This window comes from Poritiphilus flavus, from assembly GCF_009901585.1.
Taxonomy (GTDB): Bacteria; Bacteroidota; Bacteroidia; order Flavobacteriales; family Flavobacteriaceae; genus Poritiphilus; species Poritiphilus flavus.
Map to the genome: position 1 here is coordinate 644,059 of NZ_WXYO01000002.1, position 15,949 is coordinate 660,007.

Genomic DNA, 15,949 nt, shown 5'->3' on the forward strand with positions numbered 1-15,949 from the left:
TGCGTATATTTATTACGCAGATTGGTAAATACGCTCAATGGACGAGGCTAAGCTTAAGGAAATTACCGGCTTTCTTACTCAGGTACCTTTTTTTGTTGAGGTCGACAAGGCTTCCCTGATCAGACTTTGCAAGGATCTGGAGATCATTAGTTATTACCGCAATGACACCATTTTCAGCAAAGGGGATCAGGGAAGCTCTATGTATGTCATTTATCGCGGCGCCGTAAGGGTCCACGAAGATGAGCATCAGTTCGGTACGCTTGGCAGGGGTGAGTGTTTTGGTGAATATGCGGTAATTGACAATGAAGTAAGATCGGCTTCGGTTACGGCTATTGAAGAAACCCAATTATTGGAGATACCGCAACGGTCTTTTTTAGATCTGATGAAAAAGGACAGCGGTTTCGCCCAGGGAATACTGGGGGTAATGATCAGGCGTCATCGGGAGCTGGATACTATACAGGAGCGGCTTGCCAGTTCCAAGAAGCAATTAGAACTGGCCAATAGCAAAATGAGCGGATTGATCAATGGTGCCATGGACGCCATTATTATGTTCAACCAGGATTTCCGTATCATCCTTACTAACCCTTCGGCAAATGAATTGCTGGAAAATGAAGACGTCCTCCAGCGTAATGTCCTCTTCTTTTTAGACGATACCAGTGCTCAACTCCTGGAATCCCTGGTGGAATCGGTAAAAGCGGAGCACGCCAAATTCCTTCCCCAGCCGATTCGCGTCATCGGATCGGAGGAAACCACTTCACTGAACGAGGGTACTTTAAGCAAATATGGAGTTGGGGAACAGACCTTCTACACCCTTATTTTGAGAAATATCGAGGCAAGGCTGAAAGCCCAGGATACCATTGATCTCCTGACCCAGCAGACCGAATACCTTGAGGAGGAATTGATGGAACTGACCGATAGTTACGGAATTATAGCTGAGGACATCCGAATGCAAAATGTTCTGGAACTGGTGGAGCAGGTAGCGGTAACGGATGCGACTGTGCTGATCAGTGGAGAGACCGGTACAGGTAAGGAATTAGTGGCAAGGGCGATTCACAAGGCGAGCAAGCGAAATGATAAAGCGCTCATCCGCATAAATTGTGGAGCCATACCGGCGAACCTGATAGAGAGTGAACTTTTCGGTCACGAAAAAGGAGCTTTTACAGGAGCTACCGCCAGCAGAAAAGGCCGTTTTTTGCTTGCAGACAAAGGGACCATATTTTTAGATGAGATTGGGGAATTACCTCTGGAACTGCAGCCTAAACTGTTAAGGGTTATTCAGGAAGGAGAATTTGATCCGGTGGGTAGCTCAGAGACCCTAAGGGTAGATGTCCGCATCATTGCAGCGACGCATCGGGATCTTCTCGATTTATCCAAAAAGGGTAAATTCCGCGAAGACCTTTACTACCGGCTAAATGTATTTCCCATTCAGGTTCCGCCACTTCGCGAGCGGGGGAGTGACATCCATTTGATCGCAGGACAAATGCTGCAGCAATACGCTGCTAAGCTCAACAAGACGGTAAAAAAACTTTCAGAAGCGGATAAGGCCATACTTTCCGGCTACCCTTGGCCAGGCAATGTCAGGGAGCTTCAGAATACCATAGAACGCGCCGTGATCCTCAGCCCTAAAGGTGCTATAGACTGGAGGACTTTTGTGCCGGACTCCCGGACTGGTCCGGCAGAAGGGCTACAACCCCCTCAACCCAACATCCTTACCTCGGAAGAATTGGCGGATCTGGAAAGGGAAAACATCAAACGGGCCTTGAAAAAAACCTCCTGGAAAGTTTCCGGAAAGAACGGGGCTGCTGCATTACTTAAACTACCTCCCACCACCCTGGCTTCCAAGATCAAGGCCCTGGGCATATCCCGCCCTGTATAATTCACGAAATTTCGTAAAATTATTAACGACAATTCGTAAATATACGATATATCGTAATAAATTCAATTGTGGTTTACTCACTTAAATAACTGATAATAAGATAGTTGTGATCTTTGGCACAGCAACTGCTTATAGTAAGTCAACAAAAATCGTTTAACATTAAAAATTATCAAAATGACTACAACAGAAAACATTAAGAACGGAGTAAACGTAGACCAACTAATGGGAACAATCGAAGCGGTTCAGGGTAAGCCGGAACTGGCTAAGTTCGAGTTCAGAGCCAAGACCAACTGGATTGAAGGCGGACACTGTGTAACCAGTGCTAAGAGCTTCTACGGAGTATGTGAAGAAGACACTACACGTAAAGAGACCTTTACCATGGAAGCAGACCACCCTGAAGTGCTTTTAGGAAAAGACCTTGCTGCTACACCAGCGGAGATAGTACTTCACGCTTTGGGCTCCTGCCTTACCGGCGCGATGACTTATCACGCTGCTGCTCAAGGTATAGAGATAGAGGGAATGGAGTCTAGCCTTGACGGCGATGTGGATCTTCACGGATTCCTTGGATTGAATCCTGAAGTTCGTAAGGGATTCAAAGGGATCAGAGTGAAATTCAAAGTAAAATCAGATGCTTCTGAGGAGCAACTAAGAGCTTTGTCTCAGTTCTCCCCTGTGTTTGACATCATCACAAATCCTACTCCTGTTTCGATAGAATTCGAAAAGTAGAATTTCCTTCAAAGACCGTCCCCGGGTACAAAAACATCCCTGGGACGGTTTTTCAATTTTCCGGCAACCTTTTAATCAGACCAATGACAACAAGACACAGACTTCTTATGAATGGCAACCAGGCAACTGTAGATGTGGCCTACCGAACCAATGAGCTCTGCGCCATCTATCCGATAACACCTGCATCGGAAATGTCTGAATTAGCGGAAGAATGGCATGCCGGCAAACGAGAAAATATTTATGGTAGTGTACCTGCAGTTGTTGAGATGCAGAGTGAATCTGGTGTAGCCGGAGCTTTGCATGGAGCTTTACAGACCGGGTCTTTGGCTACCACTTTTACAGCCTCACAGGGATTGCTCTTGATGATGCCCAATATGTTTAGGATGGCCGGGGAGCTTTCTCCCCACGTGGTCCATGTTGCCACAAGATCTGTAGCCACCCACGCCCTATCCGTATTTGGGGATCACAGCGATATTATGGCCGTCCGAAATACCGGCTACGCCTTTCTCGCCGCCGCATCGGTGCAGGAGGCTGCCGATATGGCCTTGATATCGCAGGCGGCCACCCTCGCTTCCCGCATCCCCTTTGTTCACTTTTTTGACGGTTTTCGCACCTCTCATGAGATGAGCACCATTGAGCGTATTCCGGACGAGGTAATCCACGCCATGATACAGACAGACTGGATAACAGCACATCGGGAAAGAGCCCTTAATCCGGACAAGCCTTTCATTAGGGGTACTGCCCAAGCCGCGGATGTGTTCTTTCAAAGCAGGGAAGCGGTTAACAGCTTTTACCAGGCATGTCCCGGGATTGTTCAAGACCAAATGGAAAAATTCTCCAGGCTCAGCGGCCGGTCTTATAAACTCTTCGACTATGTAGGTCATCCTGAAGCCGAATACGTGTTGGTGGCAATGGCCTCCGCTACCCAGACACTGGAAGAGACTATTCGTCATCTAAATGCGGTTGGTGAAAAGATTGGTCTTGTCAAAGTAAGACTGTTCAGGCCTTTCAGTCCAAAGCATCTACTGGAGGCGATTCCGGCTAGCTGTAAAGCCATAGCCGTGTTGGACAGGACCAAGGAACCCGGAGCCTCAGGAGAACCCCTTTATCTGGATACTGTTAATGCTGTAGTTCAGGGAACTCAAAAGTTTAACTGCCTTCCTAAGGTAATTGGAGGGAGATACGGACTATCTTCAAAGGAGTTCACACCGGAAATGGCCGAGGCGGTTATACAAAACCTAAAACAGGAAGATCCAATAAACAGTTTTACCATCGGGATCCATGACGATGTTACCCATTTGAGCCTTCCTTATGTTGATAAGGAAACCCCATTGCATACTGCGGACTACCAGGCGATTTTTTATCAAAACAAATCAGAAAAAACGCTAAACAGCTTCAACCGAATGCTTCAAAACTTTTCCTCGAGTTTGCAGGTTCAGGGATATACGGAATGCGATTATAAGAAATCCGCTTCACGAGCCGTTTCACATCTGCGCCTTAGCTCGGACGCTATTAAAGCCCCTTACCTGGTGAGGAATGCGGATTATATCAGTTTGGATTCCGCGAAATTCCTGGAGCAGGAAGACATACTGTCCAGGCTTAATGCATCCGGAACTTTACTAATTAATTCGGACTGCGACCCCTTGGAATTTTGGAATGCCTTGCCCGGCTTAAAAAGAAAATATATACGGGAAAAAGACATTGCACTTTACCTGGTGAACAACAAAGAACTTGGAAGTCAATATGTAGTGGGGGAATATGCGGTTTCCGGCTTACACGCTTGTTTTTTGGCTATTAAGAACAACAAAATTCAGGACGAATCCATGCTGGAATTAAGACGCTATTTGTCCAGGGTGGATACTTCGGTTCTGGTTGAATATTCATCTTCCGAAGCGGAGACCTCTCAGGCTTTTGACGAAACATTTTTGGGAAAACTACTCCGCGACGAAGGAAATGAGATCCCGGTTAGCCAATGCCCTCCCGACGGGACTTACCCGAGTAATACTTCAGGTTTGCTAATGGCTTATACCCAAAACGAACTTCCAATTTGGGATTACGACGCCTGTACTCAATGCGGTGCCTGCAGTATGGCCTGCCCACAGGCCGCTATCCGTATAAAAGTGTACGATGAGGAATATTCGACAACCGCACCGAATAGCTTTGAAACTGTAAAAGCCCTGGAACCCGAATGGGCCATGGACCTTTTAAATTATACCCTACAGGTAAATCCGGATCAATGCAACGGCTGTGCGAATTGCATAGAAGCCTGTCCGGTACAGGCCCTTACCATGGTTAAGGGGGAGACGTTGAAAGACGAAATGACCGCCAACTGGAATCATTTTCAACAGATTCCCGAAATGGATCGGGGCAGGATAAGCTTAAAAAAGATTTCCCAGCAACAGTTAATGGAGCCCTTGTTTAAATATTCAACCGGTGTTATGGGTTGTGGTGAAGCCCCATATCTAAAATTGCTTTCCCAGCTTTTTGGAGATCGCGCGCTGATAGCCAATGCCACAGGTGCAAGTTCCATTTTTGGTGGAGCACTTCCTACTACTCCCTGGTCTAAAAATGAGGAGGGTAGGGGACCCGCCTGGTCCAATTCGCTGTTTGAGGACAACGCGGAATTTGGATTGGGATTTCGACTTTCCCACGATCAGAAAAAAGCACAGGCAAAAAACCTTTTGAGAGCGTTGGAAGCCCGGTTGGATACAAAGTTGGTCCATGGACTGCTTCATGCCAAACAAGGATCGGAATCGGAGATCAGCCAACAGCGGGAACGTGTGGTCCGGCTAAAAAGAGTGTTGGAACTACTGGATGATCAGGATGGCAAGCGATTGCAGACGCTCGCGGACGAGCTCGTAAACCGCAGTGTCTGGATCGTTGGTGGAGATGGTTGGGCTTATGATATCGGATACGGTGGCCTGGACCATGTGCTGGCATCCGGAGAGAATGTCAATATTCTGGTGATGGACAACGAGGTCTATTCCAATACCGGAGGGCAAATGTCTAAAGCAACACCTTCGGGTGCCTCCGCTAAGTTCGCACATCACGGGAAGGCAAAACAGAAAAAGGATCTGGGTTTGCTGGCAATGACCTACGACGATGTCTATGTCGCTTCCGTTGCCATTGGAGCCGATCAGCAACATACTTTAGAAACCTTTTTGGAAGCGGAAAGCTTTGATGGCCCTTCCCTTATAATCGCTTACTGCCACAGTCCGGCTCACGGAATAGACATGAAGCGCCCACAAGGGTATCACAAGGCGGCGGTAAATTCAGGTCAGTGGTTATTGTATAGAAATGATCCACGACGCATTCTACATGGGTTAAACCCCCTGCAGCTAGATTCAAAGGCCCCTTCGCTATCCTTAGAGGAATACCTGAAATGTGAAAAGCGCTTTTCAAATCTCTTTAGATCTACTGATGAAGCCTCGGCCAGGACCATATCTCAATTGCAACACCAGGTAAACAGAAGGTATTTCAAATATCTGCAGATGGCATCGGCAAAAATGTACGGCTCAGCTTTGCAGCCTACTGAAGTTTCGGACTTAGCTATAAATTGAGGTCACTATTTTTGGTCCATGGTATTAATGGCCTCCCAGTCTCCGGGTACGCCGGCGATGGTGTATTCCGCGGACTTGGTCATGAAATACCTGGCTACCCCATCTTCAGGGTTCTTGGAGAGGACCTTGTCGAAGACGGCAGACGCCTTGGGAAATTCATTATTGAGGAAATGATTTAATCCTTTATTGAAATCGGATAATGTCTTTTGTTTAATGGTGATATGCCCTTGCGGATCACCGTCAAAGCACTCGTAAATACCCACTATTTTATCCTTGCCTTTGACCTTTACTTTCCCCAGGGGTCTGAGGCCGTAAGACTTCGGATTTTGCAGGCTTTCAAAGCTGCTTTCGCTTATGATGATGCGTGCACCGTAATACTTGGTTACCCCTTCCATACGCGAGGCGGTGTTTACCGTATCAGCGATGATGGCTGTATCGTTTCTGTTAACATCTCCTATAATGCCCATAACCAGTGGCCCGGTATGCAATCCAATGCCAACTGAAATTGGAATGTTTCCCTCTTTGACCCTTCGTTCGTTATAAGCTTCTATTTCTTTTTGCATACCGATGGCCGCTTTTAGGGCATCTTCGGAAGAGTCCGGGAATAAGGCCATGATCCCGTCGCCCAGATATTGGTTCACAAAGCCTTTGTTTTGCTGAACGATCGGCCCCATTTTGCCCACATAGGAATTCACGAACTTAAAGTTCTGCCTCGGGGTCATACTCTCTGCCAGGTGAGTGTACTCCCGGATATCGCTGAAGAGCACTGTGACTTCCTTTTCCACGTGGTCTCCCAGTTCTACCTCTGTGATCTCATCCCGACCCACGGATTTAATGAATTCGGTGGGCACAAATCTACTTGCCGCCTTGTGGATTCCCTGTAAATTCAGATGGGTTTTAATCCTGCTCAGTAATTCGTTCTTTGAAAAGGGTTTGGTAAGGTAATCGTTAGCCCCTGCGTTAAAGCCGGTGACCAGATCGCTAACCCGGTTTTTGGCTGTTAAAAGTACTACGGGTAATTCACTGGTGAGATAGCGTTCTCTGATCTTTTCACAAACTTCGTACCCCGACAAACCCGGCATCATTACATCGAGTAGGACCAGATCGATCTTCTCGCCCTCTTCCAGCAATTTTAGTGCCTCTTCGCCGTTCGAGACCTCCTTTACTCCATATCCCGAAACCGTCAGATGGTTTTGTAACACTCTTCGGTTAACCGGTTCGTCATCCACAATCAGTATTGTCGTTTCATTTTGGCCACCTTGTACAACGACAGATTCGCCATCTTCCGAGGATTCCTGTTCTATTTGTTGAACTTTTTCGGATGGGTTGATATCCTTTTCCTTTAATTCAGATCGCTTGATCTTGCTCAGCGGCAAAGTAAATACGAATGAGGAACCCTGGCCTTCAACTGAATTCACACTTATGGACCCATGATGTAGTTCTACCAACTGTCTGCTTATGGACAATCCGAGACCTGTTCCTCCATATCGTCTTTCCGTGGAGCCATCAGCTTGTTCAAAAGATTTGAATATAGTCTCAAACTTTTCTTGCGGAATACCTATACCTGTGTCACTTACGGAAATGGCAAGCTGTTTCCCGGATACCTCGGCGCTCACTACAATTTCTCCTTTCTCACTGAATTTAATCGCATTACCTACAAGGTTATACAGGATCTGTTGTACTCTGTTCTCATCTGCTTCAACTATGGCTACATCAGTAGGAACGGAATTGATCAGCCGTAATTTTTTGGTCCCAACCAGCGGCTTGGAGAGTTTTAAAACGATATCAGCTGTAGCGTGAATATCCACAGGCCGCAATACCAGTTTGAGGTCTTTGTTCTTAAGCTTGGAAAAATCCAGGATATCATTCACCAAATGAGTGAGCCTTTTCCCACTGCTTGATATCATATCCAGGTTCTCAATTGCCTTTTGAGACATTTTTCCGGCTACCCCATCTTTAAGGGATTCCGTTAATCCGATAATGCCATTAAGAGGTGTGCGCAACTCATGGGAAGTATTGGCCAGGAACTGATCCTTCAACTGGTCTATTTGCTTTAGTCGGTTGACCATGGTACGCTCCCGCTCCAGTTTTTTACTTTTTTGCCTTGATCCCCAGTAAATACCCAGTATCAGAAGAAGCCCTATGCCACCAAATACCACCAGGTTAAACAGATTTCGCTGTCGGTTCAGGTCTTTCTCAAACAGCAATTCCTGTTCCGCCTTTTGCTTTGTATAGGCAATACTGTCTGCCAGTTGTTGTTTTTCAAACTGATAGCGCATCTCGCGCTGGGTGATCTCTTTGGCCTTTTCGTCATTGAAGAGCGAATCCTTAGCGGCAAATGCTCTTTTGAAATATTGTAGTGATCTTGAAGTGTTTCCCAGTCCTTCCCAGGCTTCACTCAGGCACTCACAATTTCCTAATTCCATGAGTTTGGCTCCCATTTCTTCGGCTAAACTCAAACCTACATTACAATCCCGTATGGCTTGCCGGTAGTTATTCAGGCCCAGGTAGGCCATTCCACGGTAGTAATGCGCTGTTATTAGGCCTTCGCGATCGCCGATCTCATTTTTGATCTGAACGCTTTGATTGAGGTAATTCAGTGCTTCTTCATGCTCGCCCTCCCAGCTATAAGCCTTTCCCAGATTGCTATAGGCCCTGGTCATTGCTCTCATATTGCCTGCTCCTTCGGCTAACTCGGCGCTCTTTAAAAGATTTTCCAAAGCGAGATCATGGTTTTTGAGTTCTATATGACTCAGACCAATGTTGTTGTAGGCATTGGCAAGCGTATTGGGGTTACCTACCTCTTTCTTAAGCTCCAGGCTGTAGGTGTAGTATTCCAGGGCTTTTGCATAATCCTGTTGCCCCACATATACATTACCTATATTATTGGTTACACGTGATAATCCTACTTTATCATCGAGTTCTTCGGAGAGTTTTAAACCTGTTAACAGGTTTTTTAAGGCTTCGGGATAGTTGCCAAGCTCATAGTGCACAGTACCCAGATTACTAAGGGTTGTAGCCATGCCTTTCTTATCGTTCAGGCTGCGGTTCAATTCGTAGCTTTCCTCAAAAGCCTTCAACGCTTCCCTGAAATTGCCCTGAATAGCATAGGTATTTCCGATACGCCTGATCACTGTTGATTCCCAGGCCGGGTTTTTTCTATCCCTGGAGAATTCCAGGATCTCATAACCAAAAGCCCTGGCACTATCCAGATCTTTTCTGAATTTGAGCATGAATAATTCCAAGCCGGCATGGTACCTAAGAGAGTCTATCGCTGCGTTGTCTTGCCAGACATTCTTCAGACTATCCGCTTTAGAGCTTTGCCCTATAATCGAACAGAAGAATGCACTTCCTAAAAACAGGATGTAAAAAAGGTGTCTCATTTTCTAGGGCGGGAGAGCTTTGATCTATCGGTTATCCGGTACTTAAATTTAAGATATAATGCCTAAATCACAAAAAAAGGCCTGCGGTTTAGCAGGCCCTGATTGTTTTTTGATTGATGAGTTTCGCTTAAAAGCGGATTCGAAATTCCAGGTCTTCACCATTCACTTCGAATTTGGCTGATTCAAAATTCGGAGGTCCCATGGCCATTTCATTCCCACTCATTCCAAAGCTTTCCTTAGGCATTCCATTGTCCTGAAAATCCATTCGCTGGTTGTCATTGGCATCCTGCATCACCATTATGGCATAGGTGCCCGGCTTTACGTTTTCAAAGGTCATACTGAGTTCCCCGGCCTTGCTTTTCTCCTTAAGACTTACCAGCCCGGGGCCTTTCATAAATGTCTCCGAACTGTGCAGGGAGGCTAGAATATGCCCTTCGTCCGACAGCACATTTTCAATAGTCACCTTTACGGTTACGCCCTCAGCTTCCTGAGCTTTTAGGACGATACTGCTTAAGAATACGGATAAAATAACTGCTAGTGTTTTCATTGAATATAAGTTTTGTTGTTAACGATGCCCCAAAATTCCGGACTCAGTTCATCAGACTGAAATCAAGTTGCCTGAATTGTCGGTTTTAGCTACCGAATTGTCAAAGGAAAAACGGATTGCGATTCGTCCCTGGAATTCGACAATTCGGTCCATTCGTTTAGGCAATCGCCTCTCAGCTGTAGAATTTTGTACCATCAAAACGCTAAAAATGAAACAGCTACTAACCACAACTTTTTTCATGTTAACTGCCTTGGGCTTTGCTCAAAATGAGGTTTCAGGTACGATTACTGATGAGAAGGGATTACCCTTATCAGGAGCGAATATTTACCTGGAAGGCACTTATGATGGTGCCTCCTCAGATGAAAATGGAAATTTCTCTTTTGAAACCACGGAAACAGGTACCCAAACCCTGGTAGTATCCATGCTGGGTTACGACAGCCATTTAGAGGCTGGGGATGTTTCATACTTTAAAGGACTGAGCATTTCACTTTCAGAAGCCATAAACACCCTGAGCGGGGTCACCCTTACGGCAGGTACCTTTGAGGCTGGAGACAATTCCAAAGCTTCCGTACTGAAACCACTTGATATTGTTACAACGGCTGGTGCGGCCGGAGACTTTGTAGCGGCGCTCCAGACCTTGCCGGGAACCACCACTGTAAATGAAGACGGACGCCTTTTCGTTCGCGGTGGTACAGCAGGTGAGACCCAGGTTTTTATAGATGGCCTCAGAGTCTTTCAACCCTTCAATGCCACGGCCAATAACATCCCTACCCGTGGGCGTTTTTCACCCTTTCTTTTTAAGGGGATCACCTTCAGTACTGGAGGTTATTCCGCCGAGTACGGCCAGGCACTTTCCAGTGTATTGTTGTTAAATACGACCGATATACCGGACCAGGAGAAGACGGACATTTCTATGATGTCTGTAGGTGGCGGACTGGGCCATACAGAGATATGGGGCGATGAATCCTTGAGTATCAATACGTTCTACATCAACCTGGCGCCCTATGAATCGCTGATCCCCTCTACTCAAGGGGTTCGATGGAATAGCCCCTATGAATCCGCTTCAGGTGAGGCGGTATTTAGAAGCAAAGGAGAAAAGAACCTTTTTAAACTCTATACTGGCTTCACACATGCCAACCTGGATATCGAACAGCAGGATATCAATTTTGAGGAATTCGTTCCTTTCAATTTAAAGAATAACAATCTTTACTTTAACGCTTCCTACAAGCACTTTTTTGAAAACGAGTGGACCCTGAACACTGGTGCCAGTATCTCTTTTGACACCAATGATATTGGACTTTTTGAGGATGAAATAGACGGTAAAGAAACGGCATCTCACCTCAAATTGAAACTCAAAAAAAACTTTAGCAGCCGTTTTAACCTGGCATTCGGCGCGGAGTATTTCCTCATCAATTACGACGAGTCTTTTAGGTCCGGGCAGGCAATGGCCTTTGATTACGGTTTTGAAGATCAGTTAGGTGCGGTTTTTACCGAAGCCGACATTTTCTTTAGTAACAAGCTGGCTATGAAACTGGGCTCACGATTGGAGTATTCAGAGCTTACCGGAGATTACCAATTGTCACCTAGGGCCTCTTTCGCTTTCAAGAGCAGTGAGAAAGGACAGTTTTCACTGGCCTATGGGGATTTTTACCAAAATCCGATCACGGAGTACCTCAAATTTGATCAGGATCTAAAGGCTCAGAAGACGACTCACTATATCCTTAATTATCAGTTCCTGGGCGATGGCAAGACACTAAGAGCAGAAGGCTACTACAAACACTATGACCGCCTGGTGAAATTCAATACCGAATTACCGCAGTTTAATTCCGTATATAACAACGACGGCGAGGGATACGCGGCTGGGCTTGATCTCTTTTGGCGGGACAACAAAAGTATTAAATACCTGGACTACTGGATCTCGTATTCTTACCTGGATACCGAACGCGATTTCCGGAATTTTAGAGAGGCTGCTACCCCGAACTTTGCACCAAAACACAACTTTTCTTTGGTTACCAAGTATTGGATGGATAAATGGCGTTCACAAATAGGGTTTTCCTATAGCTACGGTTCGGGCAGACCTTACGACAATCCGAATACGGCGGATTTTATGGCTGAAAAGACCAGGGCCTTTAACAACCTGAGTTTTAACTGGGCCTATTTGATAGACCAGCAAAAGATCCTTTACTTTTCGGTAAACAACGTCTTGGGATTCAATAATATCAATAACTACCAATACTCCCGTACACCCAATGCTAATGGAGTTTTTGAACGACAAGCGCTAAGGCCTGCGGCGGATAGTTTCTTCTTTGTCGGCTTCTTCTGGACCATCAGTACGGACAACAAAAGCAATCAGTTGGATAACCTTTAGGAATCTCCTGTCAAAATTTGCAACAGGCGGCCATTTTGGGTATCTTAAACATCGAATTTGATAATGTTTTTATGCCGCAAAAAGAGTTGGCCGAAATTCAGGAAATGTTCCGGGAACAGGGCTATATCAGTGATGATGCCATTGCGATGTCCGTTTACCTGGCGATGAAGCTGGAAAAACCGCTTCTTGTTGAAGGACCGGCCGGGGTTGGAAAAACTGAGATCGGGAAAGTAATGGCCAAAGCAATGGAAGCAGATTTTATTCGACTTCAATGCTACGAAGGCCTGGACAGTACTCACGCACTATACGAATGGAACTACCAGCACCAACTGCTTCACTTAAAGATGCAGGAGCAAAAAGGACTGGATCCCAAGCAGCTTGAAGCTACCATCTTCGCAGATAAATTTCTTCTTAAGCGACCTGTCTTACAGGCAATTACCCATCCAAAGAAAGCAGTATTACTCATAGATGAAATTGACCGTGCAGACGAGGAGTTCGAGAGCTTTTTGCTTGAGGTACTATCAGATTGGCAGGTTACCATACCTGAGATTGGGACTATTAGCGCCACCCATAAACCTCAGACAATACTCACCGGGAATCGCACCAGGGAACTTTCTGAGGCCCTGAGAAGAAGATGCCTCTATCTCTGGATCGACTATCCGGATTTTGCTAAGGAATTGGCAATCGTAAGGAGTAAAGTGCCCGAAGCCGATGAGAATCTGGGCAAACAGGTCTGTGCCTTTATGCAGGAACTGCGGCAGATGAAACTGGAAAAGACCCCTGGTGTATCAGAAACTATAGACTGGGCCAGGGCTCTTGCTTCCATGCATTTGAAGCATTTAGACAAACAGTTGGTAGAAGACACCCTTGGGGTGGTACTCAAAGACTGGCAGGACATCAGGAAAACCCAGGACGCATTATCTGAACTTCTGGAAAAAACAGGAGTGGAATCGAGATTGTGAAAATGTAGAATTGAGGAATTGAAGAATTGAGGAATCGTGAAATTGTGAAGATTTGAAAATGAGGAATTGAGGAATCGTGAAACAGTAAAAGTGTAAGGATATTGCAGTGTAGGAGAGTACTTTAGTAAGCCAAGCTAAAGGTATGATCTATGTATAAGTATTACTTCGAAAAACTTGATGTATGGAAGTTAAGTCTTAAAGCCTGTCTTGAGATATATGGGCTTACTAAGAGCTTTCCAGATACCGAAAAATTTGGATTGATATCCCAGCTAAGGAGATCCATACTTTCTGTTTCTACGAATTTGGCCGAAGGATTGAGCAGGGCTTCTTATAAAGATCAGGCTCGTTTTACCTCAATTTCCTATGGTAGCCTGATGGAGAGCCTTAACCTAATCATTGTTGCCTACCATTTAGGGTATATAGAAGAACAATCCTATAGTGATTTAAGGAGTAAAATAAATGTAATTTCTAATAAACTTAATGCTTTCCGAAAAACACAAATTAAGAGGATTCCAGAATGATAGTGAAGCTTAAGGAAAAATGAATAACTAGATAAAAACCATGCATTGATCCTAATTTCAGAGTTTTACAATTTCACAATTTTACAATTTCACAGCTTTACAATTTCACACAGCAATCCCCTAATCAATTAACAGAATTACTTTAAACTAAAACCCTTTGCCTCCAGAACTCCATACATATCAAACCTCTCTTTCGGCGAACATCATACAGTTCGGCAGGTTTCTGAGATCAAAAGGTTATTCCATTGGACCCCAGGAGGAATCAGATGCCCTAAACGCCTTGGGTTTTTTGAGTATGCGCAAGGAGGATCTTTTCAGACAGGCCCTGAAGACCGTTTTTTCCAAGAATTTCTATCAGTTCGCTCAGTTTGAGGATTTGTACCGTGAATTCTGGTCTGAACTGGATAGGGCCCAGGATTCTAAGCTCAAAAAAAAACAGGATAAAAAGACACTACAGCAGAGTAGTCTGAGAAAAGAACTGAAGTTCCAGGCACTAAAAGACTGGCTGAACTTAAACCCATCTGAAGAAGAGCAGCCGACTGCTTCTTATAGCGACCTTGAGGTGCTCAGCAGAAAGAACTTCTCTGATCTGAGTCCGGACGAAATGGAACTTATCCTTTCAGCGCTTAAACGGATTGCCAAAAGGTTAGCGCATCAGAAGAGTAGACTTCGCAAAAGAACCAAAAAGAGCTCCCATTTGGATATGAAACAAACCGTACGTCTAAACATGCGCACTGGTGGAGAGATACAGCGGCTGGTCTTCAGTGAAAAAAAGGAACGTAAGTTAAAACTGGTATTGCTCTGCGATGTAAGCCGCTCCATGGAGTTATACAGCAGGTTTTTTGTTCACCTTATATACGCCTTTCAAAATGCTTATGACAAAATTGAAACTTTTGTTTTTAGCACTGCTTTGCACCAGGTAAGTGAGATCCTTAAGAACCATGAATTTGGCAAGGCATTTGCCATGATCTCTGAGCGGGTTCCGCAGTGGTCCGGAGGTACCACCATAGGGAGCTGTCTTATGGATTTTACAACTACCCATGCCCATAATTTGTTAGATAAAAAGACCATTGTCTTTATCCTAAGTGATGGTTGGGACACCGGTGATCATCAGTCAATGGAGAATGCCATGTCTGTGATCTACAAAAAAAGCAAGAAAGTGATCTGGCTCAACCCGCTTGCCGGTAGTCCGAATTTTAGTCCTGAAGTGTTGGGTATGAAAACCGCCCTGCCTTATCTCGATCTGCTGGCCCCTGCACATAACCTTAAAAGCCTAAAACAGGCCCTGTATCTGGCTCAAAGGCGAAGGAATTTGACAACTTCTCCGGTTTTTAGCCAGAATTTTCACTAAACCGGATTTTATGAGGGCTTTTCTTGAAGAAAGTTAAAAAAACAAGGGTTTTTCTATCATTTTTTAGCGGTTATTTTTTTATCTTAAGAATCCAAAATTTTAGACTGTTCACTTTAGCCTGATGGCTTAAACAGGTTCCTGCTGAAATTTTAAGAATACGAATATTTCAACTCATTAAATCGTAGAAAAATGAAAATTTCTATTAAGGTCAATGGCGTTTCACATTCGCATGACATTGAGCCCAGAATAAGTCTTGCGCAATATTTAAGAGAGGAGCTTCAGCTTACCGGCACCCATATTGGTTGCGATACAAGTGGTTGCGGATCTTGTACCATATTAATTGACGGCGATGCGGTTAAATCGTGTACTGTACTTGCGGTGCAGGCAGATGGCTGTGAAGTTACTACTATAGAAGGGATGGCTAACGGAAGTGGGATGCATCCTATCCAGGAAGCGTTTAAGGAACATCACGGTTTACAATGCGGTTTCTGCACTCCAGGTATGGTAATGACTGCCGCAGAGATCATTAAAGCCAACCCAAATCCGACGGAAGCGGAGATCCGGGATGGACTCAAAGGAAATTTTTGCCGTTGCACGGGATATCACAACATAGTCAAATCCATTCAGCATGCTGCTGAACAAATCCAAAGTTAGG

10 protein-coding genes are annotated in these 15,949 nt (G+C 45.2%); 8 read left to right on the forward strand and 2 right to left on the reverse strand.

Going from position 1 to position 15,949, the window contains the following annotated elements; genetic code table 11:
- Window positions 1-37: 37 nt before the first annotated feature.
- From GTQ38_RS21105 to GTQ38_RS06155, 3 genes are all read left to right on the forward strand, one after another.
- Window positions 38-1,876, forward strand: coding sequence for a sigma 54-interacting transcriptional regulator (locus GTQ38_RS21105; RefSeq protein ID WP_161434595.1), 1,839 nt, complete (start codon window positions 38-40; stop codon window positions 1,874-1,876).
- A gap of 174 nt (window positions 1,877-2,050) precedes the next feature.
- Window positions 2,051-2,602, forward strand: a complete 552-nt coding sequence (locus GTQ38_RS06150) for an OsmC family protein (RefSeq protein ID WP_238857811.1) — start codon at window positions 2,051-2,053, stop codon at window positions 2,600-2,602.
- Window positions 2,603-2,685: 83 nt separating this feature from the next.
- The gene (locus tag GTQ38_RS06155) at window positions 2,686-6,162 is read left to right on the forward strand and encodes a 4Fe-4S binding protein (RefSeq protein ID WP_161434596.1); all 3,477 of its coding nucleotides are present in this window, start codon (window positions 2,686-2,688) and stop codon (window positions 6,160-6,162) included.
- A gap of 5 nt (window positions 6,163-6,167) precedes the next feature.
- Here the strand turns inward: GTQ38_RS06155 and GTQ38_RS06160 are convergent, their stop codons facing one another.
- Entirely contained in the window at window positions 6,168-9,545 is a 3,378-nt protein-coding gene (locus tag GTQ38_RS06160) for a tetratricopeptide repeat protein (RefSeq protein WP_161434597.1), read from the reverse strand.
- Window positions 9,546-9,672: 127 nt separating this feature from the next.
- Window positions 9,673-10,092: a DUF2141 domain-containing protein gene (locus tag GTQ38_RS06165; protein ID WP_161434598.1), complete on the reverse strand. Its 420-nt coding sequence runs from the start codon at window positions 10,090-10,092 to the stop codon at window positions 9,673-9,675.
- A 208-nt stretch (window positions 10,093-10,300) separates the two neighbouring features.
- Here GTQ38_RS06165 and GTQ38_RS06170 point away from each other — a divergent pair, with 208 nt between their 5' ends.
- The 5 genes from GTQ38_RS06170 to GTQ38_RS06190 all read left to right on the forward strand — a co-directional run bounded on the left by GTQ38_RS06170 (window position 10,301) and on the right by GTQ38_RS06190 (window position 15,948).
- Window positions 10,301-12,460 (forward strand): TonB-dependent receptor, encoded by a 2,160-nt coding sequence (locus tag GTQ38_RS06170; RefSeq protein ID WP_161434599.1) that lies wholly within the window; start codon window positions 10,301-10,303, stop codon window positions 12,458-12,460.
- A gap of 71 nt (window positions 12,461-12,531) precedes the next feature.
- Window positions 12,532-13,422: an AAA family ATPase gene (locus tag GTQ38_RS06175; protein ID WP_161434600.1), complete on the forward strand. Its 891-nt coding sequence runs from the start codon at window positions 12,532-12,534 to the stop codon at window positions 13,420-13,422.
- A 149-nt stretch (window positions 13,423-13,571) separates the two neighbouring features.
- Complete coding sequence (locus tag GTQ38_RS06180; protein WP_161434601.1) at window positions 13,572-13,943, forward strand: four helix bundle protein; 372 nt, start codon at window positions 13,572-13,574, stop codon at window positions 13,941-13,943.
- Window positions 13,944-14,100: 157 nt separating this feature from the next.
- Entirely contained in the window at window positions 14,101-15,294 is a 1,194-nt protein-coding gene (locus GTQ38_RS06185; RefSeq protein WP_161434602.1) for a vWA domain-containing protein, read from the forward strand.
- A 189-nt stretch (window positions 15,295-15,483) separates the two neighbouring features.
- Window positions 15,484-15,948, forward strand: a complete 465-nt coding sequence (locus GTQ38_RS06190) for a (2Fe-2S)-binding protein (protein WP_161434603.1) — start codon at window positions 15,484-15,486, stop codon at window positions 15,946-15,948.
- The last annotated feature ends 1 nt before the right edge of the window (window position 15,949 follow it).

What these genes read in the sequence shown, in the direction of transcription:
- GTQ38_RS21105 (WP_161434595.1), top strand. Translation starts at nt 38, where the DNA reads ATGGACGAGGCTAAGCTTAAGGAAATTACCGGCTTTCTTACTCAGGTA.
- GTQ38_RS06180 (WP_161434601.1), top strand. Translation starts at nt 13,572, where the DNA reads ATGTATAAGTATTACTTCGAAAAACTTGATGTATGGAAGTTAAGTCTT.
- GTQ38_RS06175 (WP_161434600.1), top strand. Translation starts at nt 12,532, where the DNA reads ATGCCGCAAAAAGAGTTGGCCGAAATTCAGGAAATGTTCCGGGAACAG.
- GTQ38_RS06170 (WP_161434599.1), top strand. Translation starts at nt 10,301, where the DNA reads ATGAAACAGCTACTAACCACAACTTTTTTCATGTTAACTGCCTTGGGC.
- GTQ38_RS06155 (WP_161434596.1), top strand. Translation starts at nt 2,686, where the DNA reads ATGACAACAAGACACAGACTTCTTATGAATGGCAACCAGGCAACTGTA.
- GTQ38_RS06150 (WP_238857811.1), top strand. Translation starts at nt 2,051, where the DNA reads ATGACTACAACAGAAAACATTAAGAACGGAGTAAACGTAGACCAACTA.
- GTQ38_RS06165 (WP_161434598.1), bottom strand. Translation starts at nt 10,092, where the DNA reads ATGAAAACACTAGCAGTTATTTTATCCGTATTCTTAAGCAGTATCGTC.
- GTQ38_RS06190 (WP_161434603.1), top strand. Translation starts at nt 15,484, where the DNA reads ATGAAAATTTCTATTAAGGTCAATGGCGTTTCACATTCGCATGACATT.
- GTQ38_RS06160 (WP_161434597.1), bottom strand. Translation starts at nt 9,545, where the DNA reads ATGAGACACCTTTTTTACATCCTGTTTTTAGGAAGTGCATTCTTCTGT.